This window comes from Rhodomicrobium sp. R_RK_3 (assembly GCF_002198715.1).
GTDB lineage: Bacteria > Pseudomonadota > Alphaproteobacteria > Rhizobiales > Rhodomicrobiaceae > R-RK-3.
Genome location: NZ_MWLK01000034.1, coordinates 104,413 through 130,604, shown reverse-complemented (window position 1 = coordinate 130,604; position 26,192 = coordinate 104,413). Strand labels below are relative to the sequence as shown.

The window sequence follows — 26,192 nt, the reverse complement described above, 5'->3', positions numbered from 1 at the left end:
TCCAGCTACGATCTCCCAGGATTTGAAGGGTGGGCGAAATACGGCACCGCCCCCCTCGTTTAGGGAGACTCCGATGTCGAAATTTCCGACCAAAATCACTGCATTCGCCTTGTTCGGCATGGTCGCGATGGCGTCCGGCGCCCAGGCCGGCGGCCTCTATGACAGCGACGACGACAGCTACAAATATAATCGCGAGAGCCTCAGCCGCTATTGCTACCAGCATCCCTATGACGACGCCTGCGACCCCTATGCCAAGAAGCACCGCAAGCGCGAGAGCTACAATGGCAAGGGCAACGGCTATGGCCGCTGCGCTCCGCTCGTGCGTGCGGTCGGCAAGCGCAATCTGGTGACGGCATTTGCCCGGAACAGCGCCCGCTTCGCCTGGATCCGCGAGGCCCGCTTCGTGCATGGTGATCGATATGCAAGCTGGAGCAACGCACATAATGCCGAAATCACCTGCACGCGCGTCGGCGGCCTGAAGAGCTGCGTCGCGACGGCGACCCCCTGCCGCTGAGGCAGGGATAGCGTAGCGTGGCGTCGCGTAGAGCAAGCGTTGCGTGGTGAGCGAGTTGTAGCCGCTGGTGTTAGAGCCAGCGGCTCTTTATTTTTGGGGGGAGAGGGGCTATTCGGCCAAGTCCGATATGGCGGCTGCGGGGTGGCTTTAGCGTACCTGCAATCTCGTCGCCCCGGCCGTCAGAGCCGGGGCCCACTCGCCTCATCTCTTGCCGCAGAATTCGCTGATAGATGATTGGGTCCCGGCTCGGCCTGACGGCCGTCCGGGACGACGAAGAAGGGGAGACCAAGCGAAGTGGAACCGGAAAGGCGGTAACGCCCATGACAGTTTTATGACTGAGGCTGGCCCAAAAAAGAAAAAACCGGGTTCGAAAACCCGGCTAGTTCCTCTCCTCCCACAGGACCTGGGCCAAAGCCTCAGCTCGTCAATTCAACTTGGCGCTTACATCTCTGATGCTTTTTGTCACCAAGTCTTCCGCCGATTTGCCTCTGAGTTCACGCGCAATCACGGTCTGTGCGGCTGCGACGGCCGCATCGACCGATTTGGAGCGGATATCCTGGACGGCCTGCTCCTCGGCACGAGCGATCTTTTCCTCGGCAAGCTTTACACGCCGCTGTAGCGTCTCGTTGAGAGACTTATTGGATTCAGCGGCGAAAAACTGCGCCTCTCTGCGTGCCAACGCGATGATGTCTTCCACTTCCTTCTCGGCGTCCCGCTGCTTGCGCTGGTAATCGGCCAAGATGCTTTGGGCCTCTTCGCGAAGGCGACGCGCCTCCTCGAGTTCGGCCTTGATGCGGTCGGCACGATCATCCAAGGCTTTAGCAACTTTATTAGGTATCTTGTAATACACGAGAAGCGCCAGAAACAGGACGAAAGACACGAGTACCCAAAGCTCGGGAGAGGCAAACATAGCACACCTTCGTCACTTTCCAAGCGCTTCGTTTACGGCCACTTGCAATTCTTTCCGATCGACCGGCTTGCCCAGCAAACGGGCGACAAGTGCTTCCGCGGTTTCTGTGGCTATTTCGCCAACATGGGTCAACGCTGCCTCTTTAAGCGTCGTGATGCGTTTTTCAGCATCTGCCATGCGGGCGGCGATCTGCCGGTCGCTTTCGGCCCGCTGCGCTTCGATGGCAGCGATGGTTTCCTCGCGCGCCTTGCGGGCGATGGCCTGGGCGCGCGCCTTGGCATCGGCGAGCGCTTTCTCATAGTCTGCAATGGCTTGCGCGGTTTCCTCGCGCAGCTTGGCGGCCGTCGCGAGGTCGCCCGCGATCCGGCCGGCCCGCTCTTCCAGGATGCTGCCGACGCGCGGCAGAGCGAGGCGCGACATGATCAGATAGAGCAGGATGAAGGAGATCGCGAGCCAGATGAGCTGTGGCGCGAAATCATTGACGTCTAACTGGGGCATGTCCGCCTCTGTCTATTCGCCGGCATGAAGCTATGGGTCTCGCGCGGCTTAGAATACGAACAGAATGATCAGTGCAACGATCAGGCCGAACAGGCCGGTTGCTTCGGCAAGCGCGAAGCCGAGCAGGAGGTTCGGGAACTGGCCGGGAGCGGCCGACGGATTGCGCAGGGCGCCGGTGAGGTAGCTGCCGAAGATGTTGCCGATGCCGAGGCCGGCGCCGATGAGAGCGGTCGAGGCGATGCCCGCGCCGATGAGCTTTGCTGCTGCTGCGTCCATGATGATCTCCTTGGGAAGATGTTTTGAGAATTGTCAGACGGAAAGGTCAGTGATCGTGCATGTGAAGTGCATCATTGAGATAGATGCAGGTGAGGACGGTAAAGACGAAGGCCTGCAGGAACGCCACCAGCACTTCGAGGCCGGTAAAGGCGACCATGAACAGGAGCGGCGCCCAGCCGCCGATGAGGCCGAGGCCGACGACGAAGGCGGCGAACACCTTCAGCATCATGTGGCCGGCCATCATGTTGGCGAACAAACGCACCGAGAGGCTGATCGGCCGGATCAGGAAGGAGAACACTTCCAGGAGCGTGATCAGCGGCAAGAGCGCGACCGGCACCCCCGACGGCACGAACAGTTTTAGGAAGCCCGGGCCGTTCTTGGCGAAGCCGACGATGGTGACGAACAGGAACACCATCAGCGCCATGGCGAAGGTGACGATGATGTGGCTGGTCACGGTGAACGAATAGGGCACCATGCCCAGCATGTTCAGCGCCAGGATGAAGATGAACAGCGAGAAGATGAAGGGGAAATATTGCATCCCTTCCTTGCCGGTGTTCTCGCGCACCAGATTGGCGACGAATTCATAGGCCAGTTCCGCCGCCGATTGTAGCCGGCTCGGCACCAGCGAGGGGCCGCGCGTGGCGTAGATCAGGAACAGGCTGACCACGGCGACCGCGATCAGCATGAACAGCGCCGAATTGGTGAAGGATACATCGATGCCGAAGATCTCCAGCGGCACGAAGCGCTTGATCTCGAACTGATGCATCGGATCGATGCCGGGCGCTCCATGCGCGGCGCCGTGCGCCGCCTCGGCGCCATGGCCTGCTGCCGCGCCATGCGTGTCGGCTTGTGCTAACGTCAAAGTCTGCGCTGTCACGCCCGTCACCTATCGCCCCTGAAGGTCTTTCTGCATTCTCTGTGCTGCTCTTACCGAATTGAGGAGCCCTCCGGCAACCCCCAAAAGCAGGCACACAATGAGTAAAATCGGCGCAGTTCCCAAAAGCTTGTCGAGACCCCAGCCGATCAGCCCGCCGACGAACACGCCTGCCACCAGTTCGGTCGCCAGCCGGAAGGCGAAACTCATCGCCCGGCCGCGCGCTTCCGGATCGGCCGGCGGCGGCGGATCGCGCCGCTTGACCTGGTCCAGCTTGCCGCGCAACTGGTTCAGCCGGTCCTTGATGTCCCGGTCGTCCGGCCCGTCATCCTGCGGCGGACGGCCCCCGCCCGCTGACTGCACCATAGAAAACCTCAAGGGGAATACGCGCGGCGCCGTGCCGCACTTTGAATTGGCCGCAGCTTAGTCGATCGTCCCACAAAGGGAAAGCCGGTTTTGCCCGGTTTTAGGCCGTGGACGCATCGTTCGGCGGGGTCTTGTCGCCTTCGCCGAGGCTGAGCTGCATGAACACCACATCGAGCCAGCGCCCGAATTTCAGCCCGACCGATTTCGAGGTGCCGGTATGGGTGAAACCGAGCGCCCGGTGCAGCCCGACCGAGCCGTGATTTTCGCTGTCGCCGATGACCGCGAGGAGCTGCCGGTAGCCGAGAGCTTCGCAGCGGGCGATGAGCGCGGCGAGCAACGCCCGGCCGACGCCCCGGCGCTGGGCGCCGGGGGCGATATAGACGCTGTCTTCGAGGGTGAAACGATAGGCCGTGCGCGTGCGGAAGGGCGCGGCATAGGCATAGCCGAGGATGTCGCCATCGGCTTCGGCGATCAGCCAGGGCAGGCCGGCGGCGCGCAGGGTTTCATACTTTTCGGCCATCTCGGCAAGAGACGGCGCGACCTCGTCGAACGTACCCGTGCCATGAGCGACATGATGGGCATAGATGCGGGTCACGGCTTCGAGATCCGCCGAACGCAGATCACGCACATTCACCATCGGAGGCCTCGTTGTTACGTCCCGGATTGCTTGCCAATTCAGCGAAGTTTTTGCCAGCGGAATTTGCTGTTCAACTATAACGCGGCGCGTTATAGTTGTCCATGATCCGAGGCTTTGCCGACGACGAAACGGCGACAATATGGGCCGGGCGGCGCAGCCGGAAGCTTCCCGCCGACATGCAGCCGGCGGCCTTGCGCAAATTGCGCATGTTGAACCAAGCGCGCGTCCTCGAAGATCTGAGAATACCGCCCGGTAATCGGCTCGAAGCCTTGAGGGGCGGACGCGAGGGACAACACAGCATCCGGATCAATCATCAATGGCGGATTTGCTTTATCTGGCGGGACGAAGGAGCGACAGATGTCGAAATCGTCGACTATCATAAATGAGGCCGAGCTATTGCCGAATCCTCACCCAGGCGAAATCCTAATGGAGGAATTTTTGCGCCCACTGGACCTCAGTCAGAACCGGCTGGCCCGCGAACTGCGCGTGCCGCCGCGACGTATCAATGAACTGGTCCTTGGAAAGCGGTCGATTTCCGCAGACACCGATTTGAGACTGGCCCGCTATTTCGGCCTTTCCGAGGGCTTTTTCCTCGGACTGCAGAGCGATTACGACCTGATGCAACGCCGCCGCCAGATCGCCGGCGAGTTGGAAGCGATCAGCCCGCGCGCCTAACTCGCCTCGCGGAACCGCTCTGCCGTCTGTAGGTCCACCGACACGAGTTGGCTCACGCCCTTCTCCTGCATCGTGACGCCGAACAGGCGGCTCATGATCGCCATGGTGATCGGGTTGTGGGTGATGACCAGGAAGCGGGTGTCGGTGGTCTTGGTCATTTCCTCCAGCATGGCGTTGAAGCGGTGCACATTGGCGTCGTCGAGCGGTGCGTCGACCTCGTCCAGCACGCAGATCGGGGAGGGGTTGGTCTGGAACACCGCAAAGATCAGTGCCAGCGCCGTCAGCGCCTTCTCGCCGCCGGAGAGCAGGGTCAGCACTTGCGGCTTCTTGCCGGGCGGGCGGGCGAGGATTTCTAGCCCCGATTCCAGCGGGTCGTCGCTCTCGATGAGCTGCAATTCGGCCTCGCCGCCGCCGAACAGGATCTTGAACAGGCGCTGGAAATGTCCGTTCACGGTCTCGAACGCCTCCATCAGGCGCTTGCGGCCTTCCTTGTTCAGATTGATGATGCCCTGGCGCAGCTTGGCGATCGCTTCTTCGAGATCGGCGCGCTCCTTCTCAAGCCCGTCGAATTCGGCGCCGAGCGTTTCGGCCTCCTCTTCGGCGCGCAAATTGACGCCGCCCAGGCGCTCGCGGTCGGCCTTCAGCTTGACGATGGATTGCTCGACCTCATCGAGGGGCGGCAGCGGCTTGCCGGCCTCGACGCCCGCGACCGCGAGGCATTCTTCCGCCGAGCATTCGAACATTTCGCGGATCATACGCGCCTGATCCTGGCGCTTTTCGCGGGCGGCTTCCAGGCGCGCTTCGATGCGGGCGCGTTCCTCGCGGGCTTTGCCGAGCGCGCTTTGCGCCTCGCGCAGCGCCCGTTCCTGCTCGCGCACCGCATGTTCGGATTCGGCCAGCGTGGTGGCGGCAAGGCGGCGCTGTTCCTCGGCCTGGCTCAGCTCGTTGAGGATGCGCTGGCGGCGCTCCTCGATCTTCACCGGAAGCTCGCCCAGCTCGGCCATCTCGCGCCGGATCTCGCCGAGACGCTCATGCAGCGTGGCGATCTGCTGCTCGGCGCTGCCGTCGCGGCCGAGCCAGCGCTTGCGCTCGGCTGAGATGGCTTCGAGCCGCATCTGCCGGGCGCGGATTTCGCGCTCGATGCCGTCGGCGCGCGACTTGGCCTCGGCGAAGGCGCTGCGCTTGGCGGCGGCGGCGGCCATGGCGGCTTGCTGGCGGGCTTCCAGATCGGCGGTTGGCGCAAGCGCGTCGAGCGCGGCTTCGGCGTCGAACTGGATTGCGGCGGCTTCCTCGCGGGCCTCTTCGATGCGGGCGGCAGCATCGGTGAGGCTGGTCAGCTTGGTGGTGTGCTCCTGGATGGCGCGCTCGGCCTTGACCAGCTTGTCGCGCGACGAGCCGGCCTGGGCCTGGAGCTGGCGCCAGCGGTCGCGAAGCGATTTCTCCTGCTGCTGGGCATGGTTGACGGCCTCGGTCGCGGCTTCGCGCGCGGCTTCGGCGTCCTCGGCCATGGCAAGCAGGGCGGAAACCTGCTCCTCGAGTTCGCCCAGGCGGTTGCGCTCGGCGAGGCGCTTGGCGGCGGCGGTGGGGGCGTCGCCCGCGGCGATGAAGCCGTCCCAGCGCCAGACGTCGCCCTCGCGGCTGACGAGGCGCTGGCCGGGTCTGAGCTGCGGCTGCAAGGCGGCGCCCTGCGCCCGGTCGACGACGCCGATCTGGGCGAGGCGGCGGGCAAGTTCCGCCGGAGCCTTGACGGAGCTGCTGAGCGGTTCGGCGCCGGCCGGCAGGGGCGCATCGCCATCGGCGGCGACGAGGCTCCAGCGCACGGGCGCGCTGGCGTCGAGGCCGGCTTCCAGATCGTCGCTGAGCGCCGCCCCGAGCGCGATCTCGAAACCGGGCGAAACGCGGATGTCATCGACCACCGGCCGCCATTTGGCGCTTTCGTCGGGCTTCAGCAATTTGACCAGCGTCGCCACTTCGGTCTCGAGCTGGCGGGCCTTCAGCCGCGCCTGACCTGCCGTCTCGCGCGCTTCCTTCTCGCGGGCGCGGGCTTCGGGCAAAGCGGCTTCGGCGTCGGTCGTCTGCGCCTCGACGATCTCCAGTTCCTCGGCGAGCTGGGCGACCTGCTCGCGCAGCATCTCGACATCGGCCATCGCATCGGGCGACACGCCGAGCGCGCGGATCTGGCGATCCAGCTCGGCAGCCTGGGCGTTCAGCTTGTTGACGCGGCCGGAGCTTTCCTGAATGCGCGCCTCGGCCTGGGTGCGGCTGGCGCGCGCCTCGGCGGCGGCGCTGGTCGCGGCCTGCAGCGCGTCTTCCGTGGCCTCGAGCGCGGCGGCGGCCTCGGCGACGGCCTCCTGCATGATCTCGCGCGCGGCGCCATCGTCCTCGCCGCTGTCGCGCAGCTCTTCCTCTTCGGCGTCGAGCTTCTTCAAAAGCTCCTTGGCCTCGCCGATGGCGTCGGTCTCGCGGTCGATGTCCCGCTGTAATTGCGCGAGGCGGGTTTCCAGCTCGGCATAGCGGTCCTTGGCGCGCTGCTCCTCGCGGTCGAGTGTCTGGCGCTCGACTTCGAGGCGATGCAGCACGGCGGCGCGGGTCGCCTCCTCCTCGCGCAAGGGCTGCAAGGTCTCGGCGATTTCGGCCTGAATGCGCATCGCCGAGGACTCGGCCTGGGTCAACTGGCCGACCTGCCGCGTGGCGTCGAGTTGCGCGGCCTCCTCGGCCGTCACATGCTCGGAGGCGGAGGTCCATTGCAGATGATGCTGGATGGCCTCGTACCTGCGCAGCTCGACGGAGATCTCCTTATAGCGCTGCGCCTGCCGCGCCTGCTTCCTCAGGCTCTGCAATTGCGAGCCGAGCTGGCCCATGACATCGCGCAGGCGCTCGATATTGCTCTCGGCGCCCTTCAGCCGCAGCTCCGCCTCGTGGCGGCGGCCGTGCAGGCCGGCGATGCCGGCGGCGTCTTCGAGGATGCGGCGGCGGTCCTGCGGCTTGGCGCTGATGATCTCGCCGATCTGGCCCTGGCGGACGAGGGCCTGGCTGCGCGCGCCGGTCGCGGCGTCGGCGAACAGCAATTGCACGTCGCGGGCGCGCACGTCCTTGCCGTTGACCTTGTAGATCGAGCCCGCCTCGCGCTGGATGCGGCGGGAGATTTCCAGCGTGTCGCTGTCGTTGAACTCGGCCGGGGCCTTGCGGGCGGAATTGTCCAGCGTCAGGCTGACTTCGGCCATATTGCGCGAGGGCCGCGTATCGGTGCCGGCGAAGATGACGTCGTCCATGGCGCCGCCGCGCATGTTCTTGTAGGACGTCTCGCCCATCACCCAGCGCAGCGCTTCGAGCAGGTTCGACTTGCCGCAGCCATTCGGGCCGACGACGCCCGTCAGGCCGGGCTCAATCAGCAGCTCGGTCGGCTCGACGAAGGATTTGAAGCCCAGAAGGCGGAGGCGCTTAATCTGCACTGGCAATCCCTCATGGCTCGCGAGGCGTCGTCGCCCTCGGTCGAGCGGGCGGGAGGCTGCGCCGGCTTAGCTCGCGCTTTGGAGATGCTGCTCGATGAGCCTGCGCATCTCCTCGTAATTCAATACGCCGCGCACCGGCTGGCCATTGATGAAGAAACTCGGCGTGCCCTTCACGCCAAGCTCCCGCCCCCGCTGTTTCATCCATATTAACCCATCCTTAGTCTTTTGATTCGCCATGCAACTGTCAAATGCGGCGCGCTGAATGCCGGTTTCCTGCACAATTTTATAGAGCAGGCCCGGATCAGGCTCGCGCGCGTTCCAGCCGCCGCGATTCGACATCAGCTTTTCGTTGATGCGGAAAAAATGCCGCTCGGCGACGCAGCGGGCGGCATGGGCGGCGGCCAGCGAGGATTTGCCGATCGGGAATTCGCGGTAGATCAGCCGGACCTTGCCGGTGTCGATATAGTCGGCCTTCAGCTTCGGCAGGATCTGCGTGTGAAATCCGGCGCAGACCGGGCAGCCGAGCGAGGCATATTCGATGATGGTGACCGGCGCCGTGGCCTTGCCGAGGCTGCGCTCGCCGAGCGGGCCGGGCAGGTTCAGCTCGGCGATGCTCGGCGGCTTGGCCGGGCGGGCCACCGGGGCCGGGAAGACATCCTCGGCCTGGGCGGCGGTTGTCGCCGCCGTCAAAAGCCCGGCGGCGTAGATGAAACACATCAGTCTCGATGCAAGGCTGGCCATGGCTGGACCCCGGTTGCCCGCCGCTCGGCGGAATTTCGGGGCCAGCATGACCGATTCGGCTTAGCTCTTGCTGTCGGGGCCGATGACCTTATCGAAGGCTTCGATGCCGGTGCCCTTCAGGCGCTGGCCGTTGACGAAGAAGGTCGGCGTCGCGCGCACGCCGAATTCCTTGCTGCCGCGATCGCGCACCCAGGCGATATGGTTCAGCAGCTTCTCATCCTTCAGGCACTGATTGAACTTGTCCTCGGTGAAGCCGACCTGCAGGGCGAATTTCTGCAAGCCCGGCAGCGGGTTGTCCTTGAACGCCCATTCTTCCTGGTTGGCGTAGAGCAGGTCGATCAGGTCGAAATACTTGGCCGGTTCGACGCAGCGCCCGAGCATGAAAGCGGAGGCGGCGACGTTATCGAGCGGGAATTCGCGCACGATATATTTGGCGCGGCCGGTATCGATATATTTCTTCTTCAGGTCCGGCAGCACGTCCTTATGGAAGGCCGCGCAGTGCGGACAGGTCATCGAGGAATATTCGACGATGGTGTAGGGCGCATCTTCCTTGCCCATCACATTCTCGGGCAGGCCGTCGGTCTTCATGAACGCGGTCATGTCGACATCGGGCTTCAGCGGGGCCTGCGCCCGCGCCTCGAACGAGCCGGCGCCGATCATGGCCGCCAGCAATGCCGCCGCGCCGGCGATGAGCGCGAAACGGCGCGAGACCGGTGTGACAGGTGCAGAAAACAAGGTGACCACTTCCATCTCCTTCAGCGACTGACGGCCCTCCTCGGCGTGGGGGCGCATTTCTTGCCGTTATCTTGCGTCAAGACATAAGGCGAGATGACGGCTCTGTCGAGCGCGGCAAAGGCGCCGGCGATGAATTCGACGTGAAAAATCGGTCATGTTCGGCGCGTTGGATCGCCGAATTATCACCGCGCCGCATCCGGGAGCCTGGGCGTGCTCGACACATGCCCTAGCCCAACGCGCGGTGCGGCGCTTGGATCCGCGTTAGGGCTGAAACGCTAGGTGCGAGCGGCGGCGGCGGAGGCGCGGCGGGCTTCGAGGCCGGAGGCCATGCGGGTAAAGGCTTGTTTCAGCCGGTCTTCGGGGAGGGCACTGAGCAGGGCCGCATTGGCCGGCGAGGCGGCGGGGAGGGGAGGGCGCGCGTCGGATTTCGGCCGGGCAAGCGGGGCCTGCAGAACGCGGATCTCGGCGACGGCGCGGTAGCCGAAGGCGGCGTTGATGCGCTCGATCAGCGGCTGGCGCATATGTTCGACTTCGAGCGCCCTCGCGCCCGCCACGCGCAGGATCAGCGTCGCGCCCTTTTCGTTGCCCTCGTCCTCGGCGCCGGTGCGGCGCGGCCATTTCAGCCGCTCGGGCGCGGTGAAGGCGGCCATCTCGGCGCCGGCGATGGCGGTCCATTCGGTGAGGATGGCGGCGGCGGGGAAGCCGTATTTCTCGAAGGCCGGACGCATCAGCGCGGGCACGAATTCGCCGACGCTCTTGGCGCGCACCGCATTGGCCTTCCAGCCCGGCTTGGCCGGCGTGAAGCCTTTGCGCGAGACGATCTTCGCGGTTTTTTCCGACATCAGCCCCCCGGCCTGTCCCCTTGGACTGGGCGGGACGCTAGATGATTCGAGGGTTTTGGGCGAGGAGGGGCGGAGAAAGCGGGGTGCCCGTCCCAATTTGCGTGATGCGCGCCGATCAGCCTGCCGGCGGATCACCAGCGAGGAAGCTTGTTATGTCCTCGACCGTCGCGAAGGTCGTCATCGGGCCGACGCCTTCGAATGCGGCCGGTTTGGCATAGCCCCACAGCACGCCTGCCGCGGCGATGCCCGCCTGATGCGCGGCCTCGATGTCGCGCGTCTCATCGCCGATGAAAATGGCCTCGGAGGCGGCGACCCCGCTGGACTTCAGAACACGCCGAAGCCTCCGCGCCTTGCCGAAAAGCGAGGCTCCGCATTCGAAATGGTCGATCGATGCCGCGATTGCCGCCCCCATGGTCCGCCGGATCGTCGTTTCCGCATTGGAACTCACCACGGCGATCTGCATGCCGCGCGCATCCAGATGCCGCAGCATCGCCTCGATGCCGGGGAAAAGGGTGATGCCGCCGCCATCGTCCATCGCGAGCTGGCGCACGTGCCGCGCAATCAAAGGCAGCTTCCAGAGCGGCAGACCGAGCCGGCGGACGATCTCGCGGCTGTTCTGGCCGCGCATCTCCTCGATCTCGTCAGGCGTCAATTTGGGGAAGCGATACCGCTCCGCCACGCCATTGAACCGGGCGAGAAACCAGGCGGCGCTATCGGCGAGCGTGCCGTCGAAATCGAAGATGACGAGCTTGTAGGGCATGAGCGGCTGGGGTTCACCGGCTAGGGGTTGCCGAGGTTTGATAGATGATTCTATCGCTGCCGCCGCTCAATCCTCCACCACTAGCGTCTAAGCCGCACCCGCCTCGTGTCGGAATTGCAGCTCGGCAAGGCGGGAGTAGATGCCGCCCTTGTCGATCAGGCTCGCGTGTGTGCCCTCCTCGACGATGCGGCCGCCTTCGAGCACCAGAATCCGGTCGGCGCTGAGCACCGTCGCCAGCCGGTGGGCAATCACCAGCGTGGTGCGGCCCTGCATGACGCGGTTGAGCGCGGTCTGGACGAGGCTTTCGCTCTCGGCGTCGAGGGCGCTCGTGGCTTCGTCGAGCAGCAGGATCGGTGCGTTGCGCAGAAGCGCGCGGGCGATCGCGATGCGCTGGCGCTGGCCGCCGGAAAGCGTGATGCCGCGTTCGCCGAGCGGCGTGTCATAACCTTGCGGCAGCGCCTCGATGAACTGGCTGGCGAGCGCAGTGCGGGCGGCGCGGCGGACCTGTTCGTCGCTCGCGTCGGGCGAGCCGTAGCGGATGTTCTCGGCGACGCTGGCGGCGAACATGGCGGGATCTTGCGGGACATAGGACATGCGCTGGCGCAGCGATGTCAGGTCCGCTTCATTGACGGGGACGCCGTCGACCAGCACGCGGCCGCGCTGGGGATCGTAGAAGCGTAGGATCAGGCTGAACAGCGTGGTCTTGCCCGCGCCGGACGGGCCGACGATGGCGATGCGCTCGCCGGGTTTCACGGTCAGGCCGAGATCGCTGAAGATCGGCGCGTCCGGCCGGGCGGGATAGGCGAAGGTGACGTCGTCGAAGCGGATTTCGCCGCGCGCCGGTTCGGGCAGCGGTGCCGGCTTCTCGGGCGAGACGATCTCGGGTTTGACGGCCATGATTTCGCCGAGCCGTTCGGCGGCGCCCATGGCCTGCTGCACTTCGCCCCAGACTTCCGACAGGACCGCGACCGATCCGGCGGCGAAGGCGGCGTAAAGCACGAATTGCGCCAGCCGTCCGCCGGTCATCGAGCCGGCCAGCACTTCATGCGCGCCGTACCAGAGGATGCCGACGACGCTGCCGAAGACCAGGAAGGTCGCGATCGCGGTGAGGGCCGCGCGGGCAAAGATGCGCTGGCGGGCGGCGTCGAAGGCGTTCTGCACGGCCCGGCCGTAACGCGCGGTGACGACCGGCTCAAAGGTGAAAGCCTGCATGGTGCGCGGGGCGGCCAGATTTTCGGCGGCGTAGGAGGAGGCGGCGGCAAGTTCGTCCTGGGCGCGGCGGGAGAGACGGCGCACGACGCGGCCATAGGCGACCAGCGGCAGCACGATCAGCGGGATGACGCCGATGGCGAGCGCGCTCAGCGCGGGGCTGGTGAACACCATCATGCCGAGGGCGCCGATCACAAGCACCAGATTGCGCAGCGCCTGGCTGACGGAGGAGGCGATGGCGGTCTGGATGTGGCCGGTGTCGGCGGTGAGGCGCGACATCAGCTCGGCGGAATGGTTCTGCTCGTAAAAGACCGGGCTGAGCGAGGTCAGATGGGCGAAGACGGCGGCGCGGATGTCGGAGACGGCGCGCTCGCCGAGCCAGCTCACGCAGTAGAAGCGCACGGCGCTCGCGCCCGCAAGCACGGCGGCAACCACCAGCAGCATGGCGAAATAGCTGTTGATCAGATGGGCGCTGTCGCCGGAAAAGCCGAAATCGATCATGCGGCGGACGGCGACCGGCAGCACAAGCGTCGCCCCGGCGGCGAGCACGAGGCCGATTACGGCGAGCGCCAGCGTGCCCTTGTAGCGCAGGACGAAGGGCTTCAGAGTCCTCAGGCTCTCGGCGGAGAGGGCGGGCCGTTTCGCCGCCGTCCGCGACAAGGCGGAGTTGCCGACTGGCGCCGCATCTTCTGTCTCCGGCATCTCGGTGTCGACCGGCGCCGGTTTGGGCCAGCGGGTCTGTGCGCTGCCGTTTTTCATCACTCTAGCCCCTAACAAATCCAGGCGGCCGCCAGCGGCCGTCGCAAAATAGAAGTTACCTCAGAGGTCTGTACCGATTGCTGCTTATCCAAGCCGGTGCGGCACTGTATTTCCGCCGAGATCCACCCAAACACGCATCTTGTCATCCCGCAATAGAGTGCGATATAGGAAGCCGAGAAACACCACCCAAAGTTTGGATGCTGCATCCGGCGCGGGCTCATGCGAGACGGAAGGCGATTGGCTATGAAGAAAGACGCTCACCCCGATTACCACAAGATCACGGTCGTGATGACCAACGGCACCGAATTCGAGACCTTTTCGACCTATGGCGAAGAGGGCGCCAAGCTCAATCTCGACATCGACCCGAATACCCATCCGGCCTGGACTGGCGGCAATCAGCAGCTTGTCGACCGCGGCGGACGCCTCAGCAAGTTCAAGAAGAAGTTCGAAGGATTTTTGGGCTAAATTACGGTCGCCCGGCGAGCGGCCTCGCGCCAGGGCGCCGAATTTCAGTTCATCGTTAAAATCTTAGCAAAACCGCGCAGCCGCCGTCCGGAGCGCGGTTTTTTGCGTTTGATCGCTGGATTTGGGGGCAGGACGGCCGCGCTTCTCTTGTGGAGATCTCGCCAGGCCATCTTCAACCGTCGCCCCAGCCGCCAGAGCCGGGGCCTGTTCGCCTTCTCTTTTGCCCTGGTGCCCGCGAATAGGCCATTCGGTCCCGGCTCGGCCTGCCAGCCGTCCGGGACGAGCGACAGACGGCTTACTGCCCGAAGGCCGCCTGAAGCTGGGCCACCTGCGACGCGACCGCATTGTGGCGATGGGCCGCGACGATCACCACCCCCCGCTCCGCGCCGTCGAAACGGCAGACCTTGTCATGCAGCCGGTAGCCGGCCTCGATGAGATCGCGGAGCTGCTGGGGCAGGCTTTCGAAGCCTTTCGAGCCGGCAGGCCGCGTCATCGGCGGGAGCTGCTGCGGATCGTTGGCGCTGCCGGAGGGCGGCATCGGCTCGCCGTTCATCACCGCGCGGCGGGCGAGCAGCCAGGTTGCGAGCTGAGTGAGCCGCGTCGTCAGACGCATGCTCTCGGTGGCGTAGCAGAGCGCGATCTGCGGCGGCAGGCATTTGGACTCGCGCCGCCCCGGACCGTCGAGATAGTTCGCCGTCGCCTCGACCAGCGACATGCCTTCCCGGAACAGGCCGAGAAAGGCGTCCGGCTGGCCGGATTTCTTGCGGAAAGGAACGGTTACCGTGCCATCCCTGCGGGGAGGCATAATTCCGGATTTGCTACTCATCAACTCAGACCCTACCCACTGGCAACGCGATGCGACCCACCCATAAGCTGATCGCCAATCATGTTTAATATAAGCTTAGCGATGCAAGGGAAATTTGAGGATTTGATAAACAGCGGCACGAATTAAGAATCATCCACAGCTATTTTCCTGGGCGGGGCCGTAACTTGCGCCGATCGGAGATGTTTTCGCGGCAACCGGCCATACGCATTTTACCGTAGGCGCAAAAAAAATGCCGCGGAGCTTGCCGCGGCACCAGTCTACAAGGAGGTATCACTACACCCAATGCGGCCCGTCAGTACAGGTCCGTGTCGGAGTAATGCAAAAGATCGCAGCAAATTTCTAAGATTTGATTAAAGCTATATCCTAGTCTCCGCAGAAACAGTTCAGCTTTTGAAGATCGAATGTGCCGCATTCTGCGAGGCGCGCTTGGCCGCCAGCACCGCCTCGACCCGGTCGCGCTCGCCGGCAAGCAGCGCGATATACTCCTCTAACTCCTTGACCGACAAAGCGGAAAGATCAGCGCCGAGGTCGAAGGCGGCCGGTTTTTTTGCCACGGGTTCATCCCAGCTCATCGCTCAAATCTCCTGTCCGTCTTCTCTGGATGCATTATGATGGCCTCAACATGCAAATCAACGCATGAGGAGCCACCGTGACTTTACCCCAGACGATTAAACTTATCGCCATAACGCAACATGGCGGCCCGGACGTGCTGCGGCCGGTGAACGCGCCGATGCCGAGGCCGGGGGCGGGCCAGCTCCTGATCAAGGTCGCGGCGGCAGGCGTCAACCGTCCGGATGTGATCCAGCGCGAAGGACGCTACCCGCCGCCGCCCGGCGCCTCGCCGATTCCCGGCCTCGAAATAGCGGGTGAAGTGGTCGAACTCGGGGCAGGCGCGTCGCGCTACCGGCTCGGCGATCAAGTGACGGCGCTGGTCACCGGCGGCGGCTATGCGGAATATTGCGTAGCGGACGAGCCGACCGCTTTGCCGTTTCCCGCCGGCTACGATGCCATCCGGGCGGCGGCGCTGCCCGAGACCTTCTTCACCGTCTGGCAAAATCTCTTCGCGCGCGGCGGCTTCGGGCGGGCGAAAGCATCCTGATCCATGGGGGCACCAGCGGCATCGGCACCACGGCGATCCAGCTTGCCAAGGCTTTCGGCGCTGTCGTCTACACGACGGCCGGCAGCGCCGAGAAATGCGCCGTCTGCCAACAGCTCGGCGCGGATCTGGCGATCAACTACCGCGAGGAGGATTTCGTCGCGGTCATCAAGGACCGCACCGGCGGCAAGGGCGTCGATTTCATCCTCGACATGGTCGGCGGCGATTACATCCAGCGCAATCTGAACTGCGTCGCCGAGGACGGCCGCATCCACCAGATCGCCTTTCTGCAAGGCGGCAAGGCAAGCGTCGATTTCACCCGGCTGATGGTCCGGCGCATCACCTATACCGGGTCGACGCTGCGCCCGCGCACGCTCGAGGTCAAAGCCAAGCTGGCCGAGGCGCTGGAGGACAAAGTCTGGCCGCTGCTGGCCAGCGGAGCCGTCGCTCCTGTGATCGACAGCACCTTTCCCCTCGAGGCGGCGGCGGAGGCCCATCGGCGCATGGAGGAGGGCGGCCATATCGGCAAGATCATCTTAACCATATAGGCCGTAGCGTGCCTGCCGCGGGGGCCGGCAGTCGAGAAGATTTGCGTCTTTCGTTCATAACGCTTATATGAATTTAGAGCTTTGATGCGAACGAAGCCCTCCTCCACGCATCGTTGAAGAGAATAGTCCTGTAAGCAAAGGTTTTGCAGGAGACGGGAGAAATTTATGACGCAAATCCCATTGATGCCCAAGGCCACGGCCGTTTGGCTGGTCGAGCATACCGCGCTCAGCTTCGAACAGATCGCCGAATTTTGCGGGCTGCATGTGCTCGAGGTGAAGGGCATCGCCGATGGCGACGTCGCGCATGGCATTAAGGGCATGGACCCGATCTCGTCCGGCCAGTTGACGCGCGAAGAAATCCGCAAAGGCCAGGACAATTCCAATTACCGCCTGCAACTCGCCAAGTCGAAGGTCGAGATCCCGCCGGTGAAGACCAAGCGCGTGCCCAAATACACGCCCTTGTCGCGCCGCCATGACCGTCCGAACGCCATCCTGTGGCTGCTGCGCAGCCATCCTGAGCTTCGCGACAGCCAGATCATGCGCCTCGTCGGCACCACCAAGCCGACGATCGAGGCGATCCGCGAGCGCACCCATTGGAATTCCGCCAATCTGCAGCCGCAGGATCCGGTGGCGCTCGGCCTGTGCTCGCAGATCGATCTCGACGCCGAGGTGCGCAAGGCCTCCAAGCGCGTCGAGCAGGAGCGTCGCGACGCCGGCATCGATGTCGATGCCGAGCAGGAAGAGGCCGCCGCCGGCACGCTGCTGCCCGCCGAGGAGACCTCCAACCCCGACGCCTTCGCCAACCGGCATGACGGCCGGCCGGCGGCCAAGGACGACGAGGACGAGCGCGAACTCACCATCGAGGATGTGTTCGGCACGCAGCCGGATCGCACGTAAGCAAAACACGCCGCCTCGCCCGGTCGCTTCGCGCCCACTGTCTCTCCCGGGGGAGAGGGCTCCCGCCTCGAGGCGGCGGGTAAGGGGTAAGCCATAAGCCGCAGCTTGTCCCCCGGTCAGGCTGCGCAATGCATGAGGACGCAAGACACGTGCCGCTGCGGGATTGGGCCTTGACTGCATCCGACCACATCAAAGCGGCCTCCGGCCGGCTGCAAGACCGGCGCGGCGGCGGACGCGATCTGCGCGGTGAGCTGAAGGCGGCGCTGGAAAGTGCCGCCTGGGAGCGCACGATCACGGCGCTGATCATCCTCAATGCGGTGTCGATCGGCCTGGAAACCAGCGCCGCGGCGATGTCGCGTTTCGGCGGGTTGCTCAATGCGATCGACGCGATCATCCTGACGATCTTCGTCATCGAGATCTCGCTGCGCATCTTCGTCTATCGCGGCGCCTTCTGGCGCGACGGCTGGAGCCTGTTCGATTTCACCGTCGTCGCCATAGCCCTCGTGCCGGCGACGGGCGGCTTCTCGGTGCTGCGGGCGCTGCGCGTCATCCGCGTCTTGCGGCTGATCTCGACGGTGAAGTCGATGCGCCGGGTGGTCAACGGCCTGTTGCAGGCCATTCCCAGCATGGGCGCGGTGATCGCGCTGCTCGGCCTCATCTTCTACGTTTTCTCGGTGATGGCGACCAAGCTCTACGGGCCGGATTTTCCTGCCCTGTTCGGTACGATCGGCGACAGCGCCTTCTCGCTGTTCCAGGTGATGACGCTCGAAGGCTGGGCGGCCGAGATCGTCCGGCCGGTGATGGAAAAATACCCCTACGCCTGGATTTTCTTCATCATCTTCATTCTCATCACCTCCTTCGCGGTGCTCAACCTGTTCATCGGCATCATCGTCGACGCCATGCAGAGCGAGCAGGAGGCGGAGATCAGCCAGGATCGCGTGCGCTCGGCGGCAAACTTCGATACGCTGATGTCCGAGCTGCGCTGCGTGCGCGAGGAACTGGCCGCGCTGCGCCGCGACCAACTGAGCCGCGATGATGGAAATCGGCAAGCAAAACTGGACGTTTAGCTCCGTCGCCGACTCGCATTAAGATTGAGGCCCATGAAACAATATCTCGATCTGCTCCGTCTTGTGCGCCGTGAAGGCGTGCGCCGTTCGGACCGCACCGGCGTCGGCACGCTGGGCATTTTCGGCCACCAGATGCGCTTCGACCTCGCCGACGGCTTCCCGATGGTGACGACGAAGAAGCTGCATCTGAAGTCGATCGTGCATGAGCTGTTGTGGTTCCTCTCCGGCGACACCAACATCCGCTATCTGCGCGAGAACGGCGTCAGGATCTGGGATGAATGGGCCGACGCGGATGGCGAGCTGGGGCCGGTCTATGGCAAGCAGTGGCGCTCCTGGGCGGCACCGGACGGCCGCAGCATCGACCAGATCGCCCAACTCATGCATGGGCTCAAGGCGAACCCCTATTCGCGCCGCCATATTGTCAGCGCCTGGAACCCGGCCGAGGTCGAGGAGATGGCGCTGCCGCCCTGCCATTGCCTGTTCCAGTTCCATGTCGCTGATGGGCGGCTGTCCTGCCAGCTCTACCAGCGCTCGGCGGACATTTTTCTCGGCGTGCCCTTCAACATCGCCTCCTACGCGCTGCTGACCATGATGGTGGCGCAGGTCGCCGGGCTGAAGCCGGGCGATTTCGTCCATACGCTGGGCGATGCCCATCTCTACCTGAACCATCTCGATCAGGCGGACATCCAGCTCGGACGCGAGCCGCGTCCGCTGCCTGTGATGCGTATCAACCCCGATGTCGGCTCGATCTTCGATTTCGTCTATGACGATTTCACCCTCGAAGGCTACGCGCCGCATCCGCATATCAAGGCGGAGGTCGCCGTTTGATGTCGGCCATGGACCCCATCGTCGCCTTCGTCGTCGCCATCGGCGAGAACGGCGTGATCGGACGGGCGGGCGGTTTGCCCTGGCACCTCCCTTCGGAGATGGCGCATTTCCGCAGCATTACCATGAACAAGCCGGTCATCATGGGGCGGAAGACTTTTTCCTCGCTGAAGAAGCCGCTGCAGAAGCGCGACAATATCGTGTTGACCCATAACCGCGATTTCGCCCCGAGAGGCGCCATCGCCGTCGAGAGCGTCGACCAGGCCTTGCGCGTCGCCCGCGATTGCGCCCTCGCCCGGGCCGCGAAAGAGGTGATGGTGATCGGCGGCGCCGAGATCTACGCCGCGCTGATGGCCGAGGCCAAGCGCATCTACCTCACCCGTGTCCACGCCGCGCCCGACGGCGATGTGCGCTTCCCTGAGATCGACTTGAATGGCTGGCGCGAAACGGCGTCCAAGCGCCATTCCCGCAGCGGCGAAGATGAATTCGACTATACGATCTCGGTTTGGGAGCGCCCGGAAACCAACGGCGCGGCTTAAACGTTGACGCAATCCTCCTCCGTCGCCATATGAGGGCTTCCTTCATTTGGGAAGCCTGAGTTCGAGGGCCGGATTTGCATGACCCCGCCATCTGCGCTAAAAACAGCCGATCGTATGCGCGGCAAGTCACGCTTGGACAGCCGAATTTTCTCGCATTGAACCTAATCGCAACAGTGTGTTAACCGCGCCCGGTGAGGATACGTCCTCATATGAGAGCGGCAGAGGAAGAAGATATGCCCTGGAGTAGTCAGAATGGCGGCGGTGGGGGCGGCGGCTGGAAGGGCGGAGGTGGTCCCTGGGGCCAGGGCCCGACCGGCGGCGGTCAGTCACCGGATCTGGAAGAACTTTTGAAGCGTAGCCAGGACCGGCTGAAACAAGCCATGCCGGGCGGCGGATTGGGCGGCGGTTTTCTTGCCCTGATCTTGATCGTTGCGATTGCCGCGATCGGTTTTTATTCCTTTACGGTCAGTGTACAGCCGAACCAGGAAGGCGTCGTGCTCCGCTTCGGCAAGCTGAACCGCATCCTGACGCCGGGCCTGAAGTTCCGCTGGCCCTATCCGATCGAGACGGTCTATGTACCGCCGGTCACCAATGTCAATCGCGCCGAGGTCGGCCTGCGCTTGGCGGCGAATACCTCGATCTTCAGCACATCCGGTGAAATCGCGGCGCGCGACGTGCCCGAGGAAAGCCTGATGCTGACCGGCGACGAGAACATCGTCGATGTCGATTTCATCGTCCTGTGGAAGATCAAGGACGCGGCCCAGTTCCTCTTCAACATCCAGAAGCCGGAAGGCACGGTCAAGGACGTCGCCGAGAGCGCGATGCGCGAGATCGTCGGCCAGAACAACATTCAGCCGATCCTGACCAAGAGCCGGCGCGAAACCGAAGATTCGGTCAAGGCGCTGATGCAGAAGACCCTCGACAGCTACGGCGCCGGCATCGAGATCACCCAGGTGCAGATGCAGAAGGTCGATCCGCCGGCCGAAGTCATCGCATCCTTCCGCGACGTGCAGGCGGCCCGCGCCGACCAGGAGCGCCTCCAGAACGAAGCCGACAGCTACGCCAACCGGGTGATCCCGGAAGCGCGAGGCGATGCGCAGCGCATCCTGCAGGCGGCCGAAGGCTACAAGGAGCAGACCGTCGCCGAAGCCAATGGCCGCGCCGACCGCTTCCTCGATGTCTATGAAGAATATGCCAAGGCCCCGGCCGTGACGCGCAAGCGCATGTACCTGGAGACCATGGAGCGCATTCTCGGCGGCACCGACAAGGTCATCATCGACAACAATAACGGCCAGGGCCAGGGCGTCGTGCCCTATCTGCCGCTCAACGAGTTGAACCGCGCGCCGCAGCGCGCCGGCGGAGGCCAGTGATGAGAAACACCATTCTCGCTTTCTTCCTGATCATCATCGGCGGCGCGGCATTCATCGCCTATAACGCCTATTTCATCGTGCATCAGACCCAGATGGCGCTGGTGCTCGAATTCGGTAACCCGAAACGGGTCATCACCGACCCGGGCCTCTATTTCAAGACGCCCTTCGTGCAGACCGTGGAGTTCTTTGACAAGCGCATCCTGGACATCGATCTGGCGTCCAAGGAAGTGATTGCCTCGGATCAGAAGCGGCTCGTCGTCGATGCGTTTGCCCGCTACAAGATCATCAACCCCTTGAGGTTCTTCCAGTCCGTTACCGACGAAGCCGGCGCGCGCAACCGCCTCGACAGCGTCATGGACAGCGCGATGCGAAGCATCCTGGGCTCCTCGACCTTCATCGATGTGGTGAAGGAGCGGCGCGCCGAGCTGACCAAGGAGATCGCCGAGCGGGTCAATGGCGAGGCCGCGGCTTTCGGCATCGAGGTCGTCGATGTGCGCATCAAACGCGCCGATCTGCCGGAGGCGAACAGCCAGGCCATCTACGAGCGGATGAAGACCGAGCGCCAGCGCGAAGCCGCCGAGCTGCGCGCCCAGGGTAACGAGCAGGCCAAGCGCATCAAGGCGACCGCCGACCGCCAGGTCACGGTCACGCTCGCCGACGCCAACCGGGATTCGGAGCGCCTTCGCGGTGAAGGCGACGCCGAGCGGAACCGGATCTATGCGGCGGCCTTCAACCGCGACCCGGATTTCTTCGCCTTCTACCGTTCGATGCAAGCCTATGAAGAAGGGCTGAAATCCTCGGATACGCGGCTGGTGATCTCGCCGACCAGCGAGTTCTTCCAGTATTTCAACAATCCGTCCGGTACCGCGCCTGCGGCCCGTCCGCAAATTCCGGGCGGCCCGTCTCCGACATCCTCGCAAGCGGCCAGATGAATGACTTCCTTGTCGGACTCGGGCTGGTGCTGGTTATCGAGGGCCTGTTATGGGCCCTCGCACCCGGCCTCGCCTTCCGGCTTCTGGAAATTGCCGCCACGACACCTGAACAACGCCTGCGGACGGGTGGCGCCATCGCCGTCGCCGCAGGCGTTCTGCTAATTTGGCTGGTGCGCCGCACGTAAGGCGGCCAGCGTAAAGCATATCGAGGAATGACCAAGGGGAGGCATTCACGCGACAGGCGAAATGCCTCATAATCGCCTCTCCAAAGGCGGCGATCTTTTCGTAGCCTGACAGGTCAGTTGAGCCCGGGCCGCCTTCAAGGGCGTTGAGGGGCCGAACAATAGGACTGATAGATGACGAGAGCTTCTCCTCTGCGCATCGGGCGCCTCACTCCGGCGCGAACGGGCCTTCGCCTCTGGCGCGCCGCCGGACTTGCCGCCCTGGTCGGAGCCAGCCTGATCGCGGCGCCCGCCGGTCCCATGCTCGCCCAGACGCGCGGCCCCGCCTCGGTCGCCGACATCGCGGCGAAGCTGCAAAGCGCGGTCGTCAACATCTCCACGACGCAAAAGCTCAAGGACAGCCGGGAGATTCCGGTCCCCGAAGTGCCGAAAGGCTCGCCCTTCGAGGAGTTCTTCGAGGATTTCTTCGACAAGGAGGATCGCGGCGGCGGCCAGCGCGCCAACTCGCTCGGCTCCGGCTTCATCATCGATCCGAAGGGGCTCGTCGTCACCAACAACCACGTCATCGAAGGCGCCGACGAAATCACCGTCATCCTGACCGACGGCACCAAGCTGAAAGTGGCTGAAGTCGTCGGCCGCGACACCAAGACCGACCTTGCGCTGCTGCGCGTCGAGCCGACCTCGCCGCTGCCGGCTGTCTCCTTCGGCGACAGCACCAAGATGCGGGTCGGCGACTGGGTGATGGCGATCGGCAATCCGTTCGGCCTCGGCGGCACGCTGACGGTTGGCGTGATTTCCGCCACGCGCCGCGACATCCAGTCCGGCCTCTATGACGAATTCCTGCAGACCGACGCCGCCATCAACCGCGGCAATTCGGGCGGCCCCCTGTTCAACATGGAAGGCGAGGTCGTCGGCATCAACACGGCCATCATCTCGCCGACCGGCGGCTCCATCGGCATCGGTTTCGCCGTCCCCTCCAGCACCGCCTCGCAGGTGATCGGCCAGCTCAAGCAATATGGCGAGACGCGGCGCGGCTGGCTCGGCGTGCGCATCCAGAGCGTGAATGAGGAGATCGCCGAAAGCGTCGGCCTCACCGGCTCGGGCGGCGCGCTGGTGGCCTCGGTTACGCCGGACGGCCCGGCGGCGGCGGCCGGCGTGCAGGTCGGCGACATCATTCTGAGCTTCGACGGCCAGGACGTCACCGCGATGCGGCAATTGCCCAAGCTGGTTTCGCTGACCCCGATCGACAAGCAGGCCGATCTGGTGGTGCTGCGCAAGGGCGAGCGGATCACCCTGAAGGTCAAGGTCGGACGCCTGGAGGAGGAAGCCAAGCCGGCCAGCGCCAAGCCCGAGAAGAACGAAAGCCCCGTGCCGCAGAAAAAATCCTCGCTCGGCCTGACTTTCTCCAACATCACCGACGAGCTGCGCTCCCGCTTCGGCATCGACCGCAACGTAACGGGCGTGGTCATCACCGAGGTCGATCCGGAGAGCCCGGTGGCGGAGAAGGAGGTCAAGGTCGGCGACGTCGTGGTCGAGGTCACCCATGAAAAGGTGCAATCGCCCGCCGAGATCAACGCCCGCCTCGACGCGCTGCGCAAGCTGAAGCGCAAGAGCGCCCTGCTGACCGTCTCCGACGGCCAGGGCGAACTCAGCTTCGTGGCGGTCGCGATCGGGGATCGATAGGGCCGTCGGAAGCAACGCGGCGCCCTTGCCGCAGCCCAACCCTCTCCAAGGGGAGAGGGTGGCGCGCGGGTGAGGGGTTGCGGATTCAACGGCTCGCTCACGAACCCCTCACCCCCCGCCCTCTCCCACGGGAGAGGGAGTCCGGCTGCGGATCGTGGAGGGGTGCGCCATAAGCGGGTTACCCGAAGACAAACGTGTCATCCAGTACGCCGCAGCAATTGCGGTTAGGGTGATGCCCAACGGCAAGCTTTGCCCTTTACCGGGTACCCGCTTTCGCGGGGATGACGAAACCCGAAAAAGCCGATGATCGCGGCTCGTCCTAAACGCCGCCCTCGCGCAGCTTGGCCAGCACTTTCAGCCCGGCATAGCCGTCGGCCGGCTTGATGCCGACTTTGGCCTGGAACGCGGCGACAGCCCGCATCGTGTCCTGGCCGACGCGGCCATCGGCACCGCCGGTATCGTAGCCGGCGGCCGTTAGGCGGCGCTGCACTTCCTGCATTTCGGAGAGCGTCAGCGGTCGCTCCCCGCCGGGGAATTTGCCGATCAGCGGCCCCTCGCCGCCGATCCGGTCGCCGAGCAGGACGATGGCCAGCGCGTAAAGGTTCGACGGATTGTAGGACTTCACCGCCTGGAAATTCTGCGTGACGAGCAGCACCGGCCCCTTCGGCATCGGCTGCCAGAGCCGCGCCTTCTCTCCGGAGCGCGGAAACGGCTTCTCATTCGCCCGCTCCACTCCGAGCTTGCGCCAGGCGGCGATTGTCCGCATTCCGGCGGTGCGCGGGCTGACCCTGTCCGGCAGCGTCACTTCGTAGCCCCAGCCTTCGCCCGGCCGGTAGTCGCCCCGCTTCACCAGATATTGCGCCGTTCCCGCCAGGGCGTCGTCCGGCGCGCCAAAGGGCGAGATGCGGCCGTCGCCATTGAAATCGACGCCCATGTTCAGCCAGACTTCCGGCATCCATTGCGTGTGCCCCATGGCGCCCGCCCAGGAGCCGACCATCTCCTTCGGGGTCGACCAGCCGCGCTGGATGATGGTGAGCGCGTTCAGCAATTCCTGCTCCCAATAGGAGCGGCGGCGCGGGTCGCCCCAGGCGAGCGCCGAAAGCGCCGGGATTACCGGCCGCATATGCTTGGGATTGAAGACGACTTCGCCGAAAGCCGATTCCATGCCCCATAGGCCGAGCATGATATTGCGGTCGACGCCGTATTTTTTCTCGATCCGCGCCAGCAGCGGCGCATATTCGCGCGCCCGCTCCTTGCCGGTCGAAATGCGCCAGTCGGAGACGCGCCGGTTCAGATATTGCCACGGCTTTTCGTTGAACTCCGGCTGCGCCCGGTCGAGCGCGTAGACGGAGGTGTCCGGCCTGATATCACCCATGACGCGGTCATAGACAGCGTCCGAGATGCCGCGCGCACGGGCGCGGGCGCGGAATTTTTCCACCCATTGCGGGAATTTGAGCGATGAGGTCTGCGCGAGCAGGGGGCCGCTGAGGGCCCCGGCCGCCACCGCGCCGAATGCGGCGGCGATGAATGAGCGGCGTGCGATCGGTTCAGCCATCCGCCCCGTTTAGCGCGTCATGGCCGGAAATGCCAATGGGTATTTTGGCAAGGCGGGCGAGACAATGCGAAGCAGCGCGCGATCCGGGCCATGAAACGGCCTGGATCGCGCGGCTACCGCGCCATCGCTAAATTGCGATGACGTCGACGATTTCTCGCGTGTCGGGATCGACGATCAGGACGACATCGTCGAGCACGATCACCTTGTATTGCCGGAAATCCGGGTCGATGTCATAGAACTCGGAGGGCGCGTCGTAGAACACGAAAGTGTCCGGGATGCGCGAGCCGAGATTGATGCTGAAATGCACGTCCGAGCGATGGTAGCGCTTGATGCTCGTATTGCGCTTCATGGCGTCGCGGAAACGCGGCTTCTGCTCGGCGGTGATGCTGACGCGGGACTTGCCGCGCTTGCCGTCGCCATCGGCGCGATCCTGACGGCCGGTCTGGGCCGGGCCGTCATTGCGGTCCTGCGCGGCCGGTCCCTTGCGGTCGTCGCGGCCGTTCTTGTCCTGGGCGCTGCGGTCCTCGCGCTTGTCCTGGGCCTGGCCCTGCTGAGGCCGGTCACCGCCACGCTGTTCAGCGCGGTCGTTGCCGCCCTGCTGCGGCCATTCGGCGCCGCCCTGCTGGGCGCGCTCGCCGCCGCGGTTGTCGCCGCTCTGGCCACGATCCGGCTGCTTGTCGCCGCCGCGCTCGGCATTGCCGCGCGGCTGGCTCTCGCCGCCACGGTTATTCTGTTCCTGGCCGCCGCCTTGGCGGCCTTCGTTCTGCATCCGGTCCGACTGCGCCTGCGCGGCGGACACGGCTATCAGCAACGCCGCTGCCGAAACAGTGCCCTTGATTGTAATACTCATAATTTCCTCAACGTTTAATGTTAGTATTCTCCGTGCGGTAAACGTGACGTGGAAATATTTGTTCCCCGCCTCCGTGCTTATTGCCGGGCGGGTATTCGATGCAGTCTGG

At 64.5% G+C, this 26,192-nt stretch carries 28 protein-coding genes and 1 pseudogene; 13 read left to right on the top strand and 16 right to left on the bottom strand.

Features of this window, described 5'->3' with window-relative positions; all coding sequences use genetic code 11:
• The first annotated feature begins 73 nt into the window (after nt 1-73).
• Nucleotides 74-514, top strand: a complete 441-nt coding sequence (locus BLEFHOIH_RS21370; RefSeq protein WP_088348057.1) for a hypothetical protein — start codon at nt 74-76, stop codon at nt 512-514.
• A gap of 424 nt (nt 515-938) precedes the next feature.
• Here the strand turns inward: BLEFHOIH_RS21370 and BLEFHOIH_RS21365 are convergent, their stop codons facing one another.
• The 6 genes from BLEFHOIH_RS21365 to BLEFHOIH_RS21340 form a co-directional block, all read right to left on the bottom strand.
• Nucleotides 939-1,424, bottom strand: coding sequence for a F0F1 ATP synthase subunit B (locus BLEFHOIH_RS21365; RefSeq protein WP_088348056.1), 486 nt, complete (start codon nt 1,422-1,424; stop codon nt 939-941).
• A gap of 12 nt (nt 1,425-1,436) precedes the next feature.
• Nucleotides 1,437-1,922 (bottom strand): F0F1 ATP synthase subunit B', encoded by a 486-nt coding sequence (locus BLEFHOIH_RS21360; protein WP_088348055.1) that lies wholly within the window; start codon nt 1,920-1,922, stop codon nt 1,437-1,439.
• A 48-nt stretch (nt 1,923-1,970) separates the two neighbouring features.
• Nucleotides 1,971-2,198 (bottom strand): F0F1 ATP synthase subunit C, encoded by a 228-nt coding sequence (locus tag BLEFHOIH_RS21355; protein ID WP_088348054.1) that lies wholly within the window; start codon nt 2,196-2,198, stop codon nt 1,971-1,973.
• Nucleotides 2,199-2,244: 46 nt separating this feature from the next.
• Nucleotides 2,245-2,964, bottom strand: a complete 720-nt coding sequence (locus BLEFHOIH_RS21350) for a F0F1 ATP synthase subunit A (protein ID WP_088348095.1) — start codon at nt 2,962-2,964, stop codon at nt 2,245-2,247.
• A 120-nt stretch (nt 2,965-3,084) separates the two neighbouring features.
• Nucleotides 3,085-3,438 (bottom strand): AtpZ/AtpI family protein, encoded by a 354-nt coding sequence (locus BLEFHOIH_RS21345; protein WP_088348053.1) that lies wholly within the window; start codon nt 3,436-3,438, stop codon nt 3,085-3,087.
• 100 nt (nt 3,439-3,538) lie between these two features.
• A complete protein-coding gene (locus BLEFHOIH_RS21340) occupies nt 3,539-4,075 on the bottom strand; it encodes a GNAT family N-acetyltransferase (protein WP_088348052.1) in 537 nt (178 codons plus the stop codon).
• 101 nt (nt 4,076-4,176) lie between these two features.
• On the opposite strand from BLEFHOIH_RS21340, the gene BLEFHOIH_RS21335 reads away from it, so the two are divergent.
• Entirely contained in the window at nt 4,177-4,461 is a 285-nt protein-coding gene (locus BLEFHOIH_RS21335) for a type II toxin-antitoxin system RelE/ParE family toxin (protein WP_088348051.1), read from the top strand.
• The gene (locus BLEFHOIH_RS21330; protein ID WP_088348050.1) at nt 4,433-4,750 is read left to right on the top strand and encodes a HigA family addiction module antitoxin; all 318 of its coding nucleotides are present in this window, start codon (nt 4,433-4,435) and stop codon (nt 4,748-4,750) included. Before BLEFHOIH_RS21335 ends, BLEFHOIH_RS21330 begins: the two co-directional genes overlap by 29 nt.
• On the opposite strand, the gene smc is transcribed toward BLEFHOIH_RS21330, so the two are convergent.
• The 6 genes from smc to BLEFHOIH_RS21300 form a co-directional block, all read right to left on the bottom strand.
• On the bottom strand, nt 4,747-8,202 hold the full coding sequence (smc, locus tag BLEFHOIH_RS21325; RefSeq protein WP_088348049.1) for a chromosome segregation protein SMC: 3,456 nt from the start codon (nt 8,200-8,202) through the stop codon (nt 4,747-4,749). The two genes, BLEFHOIH_RS21330 and smc, sit on opposite strands and share 4 nt — an antisense overlap.
• Before the next feature lie 66 nt (nt 8,203-8,268).
• Nucleotides 8,269-8,943 carry a DsbA family protein gene (locus BLEFHOIH_RS21320; RefSeq protein ID WP_170937311.1) on the bottom strand — a complete coding sequence of 225 codons (675 nt, stop codon included), beginning with the start codon at nt 8,941-8,943 and terminating at the stop codon, nt 8,269-8,271.
• Nucleotides 8,944-9,003: 60 nt separating this feature from the next.
• Nucleotides 9,004-9,735 carry a DsbA family protein gene (locus tag BLEFHOIH_RS21315; protein WP_245297129.1) on the bottom strand — a complete coding sequence of 244 codons (732 nt, stop codon included), beginning with the start codon at nt 9,733-9,735 and terminating at the stop codon, nt 9,004-9,006.
• A gap of 218 nt (nt 9,736-9,953) precedes the next feature.
• Nucleotides 9,954-10,520, bottom strand: a complete 567-nt coding sequence (locus tag BLEFHOIH_RS21310; RefSeq protein WP_088348047.1) for a DciA family protein — start codon at nt 10,518-10,520, stop codon at nt 9,954-9,956.
• A gap of 115 nt (nt 10,521-10,635) precedes the next feature.
• Complete coding sequence (locus BLEFHOIH_RS21305; protein ID WP_088348046.1) at nt 10,636-11,280, bottom strand: HAD hydrolase-like protein; 645 nt, start codon at nt 11,278-11,280, stop codon at nt 10,636-10,638.
• An 87-nt stretch (nt 11,281-11,367) separates the two neighbouring features.
• The gene (locus tag BLEFHOIH_RS21300) at nt 11,368-13,248 is read right to left on the bottom strand and encodes an ABC transporter transmembrane domain-containing protein (protein ID WP_245297128.1); all 1,881 of its coding nucleotides are present in this window, start codon (nt 13,246-13,248) and stop codon (nt 11,368-11,370) included.
• 243 nt (nt 13,249-13,491) lie between these two features.
• On the opposite strand from BLEFHOIH_RS21300, the gene rpmE reads away from it, so the two are divergent.
• The gene (gene rpmE / locus BLEFHOIH_RS21295) at nt 13,492-13,713 is read left to right on the top strand and encodes a 50S ribosomal protein L31 (protein ID WP_088348045.1); all 222 of its coding nucleotides are present in this window, start codon (nt 13,492-13,494) and stop codon (nt 13,711-13,713) included.
• 295 nt (nt 13,714-14,008) lie between these two features.
• Here rpmE and BLEFHOIH_RS21290 read toward each other — a convergent pair whose 3' ends face one another.
• A complete protein-coding gene (locus tag BLEFHOIH_RS21290) occupies nt 14,009-14,539 on the bottom strand; it encodes a DUF1465 family protein (RefSeq protein WP_088348044.1) in 531 nt (176 codons plus the stop codon).
• A gap of 383 nt (nt 14,540-14,922) precedes the next feature.
• Nucleotides 14,923-15,111, bottom strand: a complete 189-nt coding sequence (locus tag BLEFHOIH_RS21285; RefSeq protein ID WP_088348043.1) for a DUF1192 domain-containing protein — start codon at nt 15,109-15,111, stop codon at nt 14,923-14,925.
• A gap of 77 nt (nt 15,112-15,188) precedes the next feature.
• On the opposite strand from BLEFHOIH_RS21285, the pseudogene BLEFHOIH_RS21280 reads away from it, so the two are divergent.
• From BLEFHOIH_RS21280 to BLEFHOIH_RS21240, 9 genes and pseudogenes are all read left to right on the top strand, one after another.
• Nucleotides 15,189-16,183 (top strand): annotated as a pseudogene (locus tag BLEFHOIH_RS21280) (NAD(P)H-quinone oxidoreductase).
• Between the two features lie 165 nt (nt 16,184-16,348).
• A complete protein-coding gene (locus BLEFHOIH_RS21275) occupies nt 16,349-17,080 on the top strand; it encodes a cell cycle transcriptional regulator TrcR (protein WP_088348042.1) in 732 nt (243 codons plus the stop codon).
• A 170-nt stretch (nt 17,081-17,250) separates the two neighbouring features.
• A complete protein-coding gene (locus BLEFHOIH_RS21270) occupies nt 17,251-18,147 on the top strand; it encodes an ion transporter (protein ID WP_348626062.1) in 897 nt (298 codons plus the stop codon).
• 33 nt (nt 18,148-18,180) lie between these two features.
• Nucleotides 18,181-18,975 carry a thymidylate synthase gene (locus BLEFHOIH_RS21265; RefSeq protein WP_088348040.1) on the top strand — a complete coding sequence of 265 codons (795 nt, stop codon included), beginning with the start codon at nt 18,181-18,183 and terminating at the stop codon, nt 18,973-18,975.
• Nucleotides 18,975-19,511 carry a dihydrofolate reductase gene (locus BLEFHOIH_RS21260; RefSeq protein WP_245297127.1) on the top strand — a complete coding sequence of 179 codons (537 nt, stop codon included), beginning with the start codon at nt 18,975-18,977 and terminating at the stop codon, nt 19,509-19,511. The genes BLEFHOIH_RS21265 and BLEFHOIH_RS21260 overlap by 1 nt, the downstream gene beginning before the upstream one ends.
• A gap of 233 nt (nt 19,512-19,744) precedes the next feature.
• Nucleotides 19,745-20,881, top strand: a complete 1,137-nt coding sequence (gene hflK, locus BLEFHOIH_RS21255) for an FtsH protease activity modulator HflK (protein ID WP_088348039.1) — start codon at nt 19,745-19,747, stop codon at nt 20,879-20,881.
• Entirely contained in the window at nt 20,881-21,813 is a 933-nt protein-coding gene (hflC, locus tag BLEFHOIH_RS21250; RefSeq protein WP_088348038.1) for a protease modulator HflC, read from the top strand. Before hflK ends, hflC begins: the two co-directional genes overlap by 1 nt.
• A complete protein-coding gene (locus BLEFHOIH_RS21245; RefSeq protein WP_088348037.1) occupies nt 21,810-21,998 on the top strand; it encodes a DUF2065 domain-containing protein in 189 nt (62 codons plus the stop codon). The genes hflC and BLEFHOIH_RS21245 overlap by 4 nt, the downstream gene beginning before the upstream one ends.
• A gap of 171 nt (nt 21,999-22,169) precedes the next feature.
• Nucleotides 22,170-23,678 carry a Do family serine endopeptidase gene (locus tag BLEFHOIH_RS21240; protein WP_088348036.1) on the top strand — a complete coding sequence of 503 codons (1,509 nt, stop codon included), beginning with the start codon at nt 22,170-22,172 and terminating at the stop codon, nt 23,676-23,678.
• A gap of 319 nt (nt 23,679-23,997) precedes the next feature.
• On the opposite strand, the gene BLEFHOIH_RS21235 is transcribed toward BLEFHOIH_RS21240, so the two are convergent.
• Both BLEFHOIH_RS21235 and BLEFHOIH_RS21230 read right to left on the bottom strand, forming a co-directional pair.
• Nucleotides 23,998-25,233 (bottom strand): lytic murein transglycosylase, encoded by a 1,236-nt coding sequence (locus tag BLEFHOIH_RS21235; RefSeq protein WP_088348035.1) that lies wholly within the window; start codon nt 25,231-25,233, stop codon nt 23,998-24,000.
• A 127-nt stretch (nt 25,234-25,360) separates the two neighbouring features.
• Nucleotides 25,361-26,083 carry a DUF1236 domain-containing protein gene (locus BLEFHOIH_RS21230; RefSeq protein ID WP_088348034.1) on the bottom strand — a complete coding sequence of 241 codons (723 nt, stop codon included), beginning with the start codon at nt 26,081-26,083 and terminating at the stop codon, nt 25,361-25,363.
• Nucleotides 26,084-26,192 lie beyond the last annotated feature (109 nt).

Excerpts from the sequence above, each read along its gene's own strand:
- BLEFHOIH_RS21370 (WP_088348057.1), top strand. The coding sequence starts at position 74 with ATGTCGAAATTTCCGACCAAAATCACTGCATTCGCCTTGTTCGGCATG.
- BLEFHOIH_RS21365 (WP_088348056.1), bottom strand. The coding sequence starts at position 1,424 with ATGTTTGCCTCTCCCGAGCTTTGGGTACTCGTGTCTTTCGTCCTGTTT.
- BLEFHOIH_RS21360 (WP_088348055.1), bottom strand. The coding sequence starts at position 1,922 with ATGCCCCAGTTAGACGTCAATGATTTCGCGCCACAGCTCATCTGGCTC.
- BLEFHOIH_RS21355 (WP_088348054.1), bottom strand. The coding sequence starts at position 2,198 with ATGGACGCAGCAGCAGCAAAGCTCATCGGCGCGGGCATCGCCTCGACC.
- BLEFHOIH_RS21350 (WP_088348095.1), bottom strand. The coding sequence starts at position 2,964 with ATGCATCAGTTCGAGATCAAGCGCTTCGTGCCGCTGGAGATCTTCGGC.
- BLEFHOIH_RS21345 (WP_088348053.1), bottom strand. The coding sequence starts at position 3,438 with ATGGTGCAGTCAGCGGGCGGGGGCCGTCCGCCGCAGGATGACGGGCCG.
- BLEFHOIH_RS21340 (WP_088348052.1), bottom strand. The coding sequence starts at position 4,075 with ATGGTGAATGTGCGTGATCTGCGTTCGGCGGATCTCGAAGCCGTGACC.
- BLEFHOIH_RS21335 (WP_088348051.1), top strand. The coding sequence starts at position 4,177 with ATGATCCGAGGCTTTGCCGACGACGAAACGGCGACAATATGGGCCGGG.
- BLEFHOIH_RS21330 (WP_088348050.1), top strand. The coding sequence starts at position 4,433 with ATGTCGAAATCGTCGACTATCATAAATGAGGCCGAGCTATTGCCGAAT.
- BLEFHOIH_RS21320 (WP_170937311.1), bottom strand. The coding sequence starts at position 8,943 with ATGGCCAGCCTTGCATCGAGACTGATGTGTTTCATCTACGCCGCCGGG.
- BLEFHOIH_RS21315 (WP_245297129.1), bottom strand. The coding sequence starts at position 9,735 with ATGCGCCCCCACGCCGAGGAGGGCCGTCAGTCGCTGAAGGAGATGGAA.
- BLEFHOIH_RS21310 (WP_088348047.1), bottom strand. The coding sequence starts at position 10,520 with ATGTCGGAAAAAACCGCGAAGATCGTCTCGCGCAAAGGCTTCACGCCG.
- BLEFHOIH_RS21305 (WP_088348046.1), bottom strand. The coding sequence starts at position 11,280 with ATGCCCTACAAGCTCGTCATCTTCGATTTCGACGGCACGCTCGCCGAT.
- BLEFHOIH_RS21300 (WP_245297128.1), bottom strand. The coding sequence starts at position 13,248 with ATGAAAAACGGCAGCGCACAGACCCGCTGGCCCAAACCGGCGCCGGTC.
- rpmE (WP_088348045.1), top strand. The coding sequence starts at position 13,492 with ATGAAGAAAGACGCTCACCCCGATTACCACAAGATCACGGTCGTGATG.
- BLEFHOIH_RS21290 (WP_088348044.1), bottom strand. The coding sequence starts at position 14,539 with ATGAGTAGCAAATCCGGAATTATGCCTCCCCGCAGGGATGGCACGGTA.
- BLEFHOIH_RS21285 (WP_088348043.1), bottom strand. The coding sequence starts at position 15,111 with ATGAGCTGGGATGAACCCGTGGCAAAAAAACCGGCCGCCTTCGACCTC.
- BLEFHOIH_RS21275 (WP_088348042.1), top strand. The coding sequence starts at position 16,349 with ATGACGCAAATCCCATTGATGCCCAAGGCCACGGCCGTTTGGCTGGTC.
- BLEFHOIH_RS21265 (WP_088348040.1), top strand. The coding sequence starts at position 18,181 with ATGAAACAATATCTCGATCTGCTCCGTCTTGTGCGCCGTGAAGGCGTG.
- BLEFHOIH_RS21260 (WP_245297127.1), top strand. The coding sequence starts at position 18,975 with ATGTCGGCCATGGACCCCATCGTCGCCTTCGTCGTCGCCATCGGCGAG.
- hflK (WP_088348039.1), top strand. The coding sequence starts at position 19,745 with ATGCCCTGGAGTAGTCAGAATGGCGGCGGTGGGGGCGGCGGCTGGAAG.
- hflC (WP_088348038.1), top strand. The coding sequence starts at position 20,881 with ATGAGAAACACCATTCTCGCTTTCTTCCTGATCATCATCGGCGGCGCG.
- BLEFHOIH_RS21245 (WP_088348037.1), top strand. The coding sequence starts at position 21,810 with ATGAATGACTTCCTTGTCGGACTCGGGCTGGTGCTGGTTATCGAGGGC.
- BLEFHOIH_RS21240 (WP_088348036.1), top strand. The coding sequence starts at position 22,170 with ATGACGAGAGCTTCTCCTCTGCGCATCGGGCGCCTCACTCCGGCGCGA.
- BLEFHOIH_RS21235 (WP_088348035.1), bottom strand. The coding sequence starts at position 25,233 with ATGGCTGAACCGATCGCACGCCGCTCATTCATCGCCGCCGCATTCGGC.
- BLEFHOIH_RS21230 (WP_088348034.1), bottom strand. The coding sequence starts at position 26,083 with ATGAGTATTACAATCAAGGGCACTGTTTCGGCAGCGGCGTTGCTGATA.